We start from the raw sequence: 1,500 nt of genomic DNA, 5'->3' as shown, positions 1-1,500 counted from the left end.
AAGCTGAATTACGTGCCCAGTGCACTGGCCCGTAATTTTGCGACCAGCCGCAGCGGCAACATTGGTGTCGTTCTTCCATATGTGCCGAAGGTACATATGTTTTCGAGCTTTTTCTTCTCGGAAATTTTAAGCGGAATCGGCAGCAAAGCCCGAGAGCTGGGTCATGATATCCTGCTGCTGTTTCAGACGCCCGGCGAGTCCATGGATTATGTCCGCTGGTTTCATGCGCATAAAATCGATACATGCATCATCCTGGGAGCGAAGGATGATCGGGAAGAACTGCTGGCCCTTCGCCGTCTCGCAGAGGAAGGACTGCCTTTCTGCCTGATCAATCAGCACTTTGAAGGCGAGCCCTTCAGTGAGGTCGATGCAGACCATGTACAGGGCAGCTATATGGCGGTCCGCCATCTGATCGAACAGGGATATCGCCGGATCGCGTTCATGAACGGGCCGCTGACCTACTCCAACAGCCGGGATCGCCTTCAAGGCTGCGAGAAAGCGCTGGCCGAGGCGGGTTTGGTGCTGGAGGAGGAACTGATCTTCCGCGGAAACTTCAGCCGCAGCAGCGGCATCACTGCTGCTTCTGAATTAATGAAGGTCATCGATCAGGTGGATGCCGTCTTTGCCGCAAACGATCGGATGGCCATCGGTTTGATGCAGGGTCTCCGGGATCATGGGCTGTCCGAAGAGCGTTTTCCGGCCATGTTCGGCTACGATAATTCGGATGCTTCACAGGTAACGACGCCTGAGCTGAGCAGCGTAAAGGTTCCTTTCTATGAAATGGGGGAAATTGCGGTCGCTGAAGTGCTGAAGCGGCTGGAGCAGGGAGCATCGGCTCCGGGGTCAACCCGTTTCAGATCATGCTTCCGACGGAGCTGGTCATCCGGGCATCGTCCCAGAATCTGCGGCTCTGATGAGCCAGTAAGTCCAATATACCAAAGAGATGGAGGAATTCGGATGGAAATGAAAGCGCTGCGAATTGGCATGGTAGGCTACAAATTTATGGGGAAGGCCCACAGCAATGCGTACCGGGCGCTGCCCATGTTTTTCCCGGAGGCGCCGATTCAGCCGCAGATGGCGGCGATTTGCGGCCGTGATGCTGATGCGGTTCAGCAGGCGGCCGGGCAGTACGGCTGGGCCGAAACGGAGACGGATTGGCGAAACCTGGTGGCGCGGGATGACATCGACCTGATCGACATCAACGCGCCGAGTGATGCGCATAAAGACATCGCGCTGGCTGCGGCCAAGGCAGGGAAGCATATTTTCTGCGAGAAGCCGCTGGCCCTGACGCTTGCCGACTCGCGTGAAATGCTGAAGGCTGCGGAGGAGGCGGGAGTGAAGCACATGGTCGGCTTTAATTACCGGTTCTCGCCTGCGGTCCGGCTGGCCAAAAATCTGATCGAAAGCGGCCGGCTGGGACAGATCTATCATTTCCGCGCCTGGTTTCTGCAGGACTGGATTCTGGACCCTGCCTTCCCGTTAGTATGGCGGCTGCAGAAA

General features: G+C 56.7%; 1 protein-coding gene and 1 pseudogene. Both read left to right on the top strand.

From position 1 onward, the window contains the following. A pseudogene (locus CPT76_RS15545) lies at positions 1–914 on the top strand (LacI family DNA-binding transcriptional regulator); the annotation flags it as partial. A 49-nt stretch (positions 915–963) separates the two neighbouring features. Next, positions 964–1,500 (top strand): Gfo/Idh/MocA family protein (locus CPT76_RS15540; RefSeq protein ID WP_146116326.1); only part of this gene is annotated, 537 nt, incomplete at its 3' end.

The organism is Paenibacillus sp. AR247 (genome assembly GCF_002968895.1).
GTDB classification, from domain to species: Bacteria; Bacillota; Bacilli; order Paenibacillales; family Paenibacillaceae; genus Paenibacillus_AQ; species Paenibacillus_AQ favisporus.
Note: the sequence above shows the minus strand (reverse complement) of the source record. Positions and strands in the feature narration are given on the sequence as shown.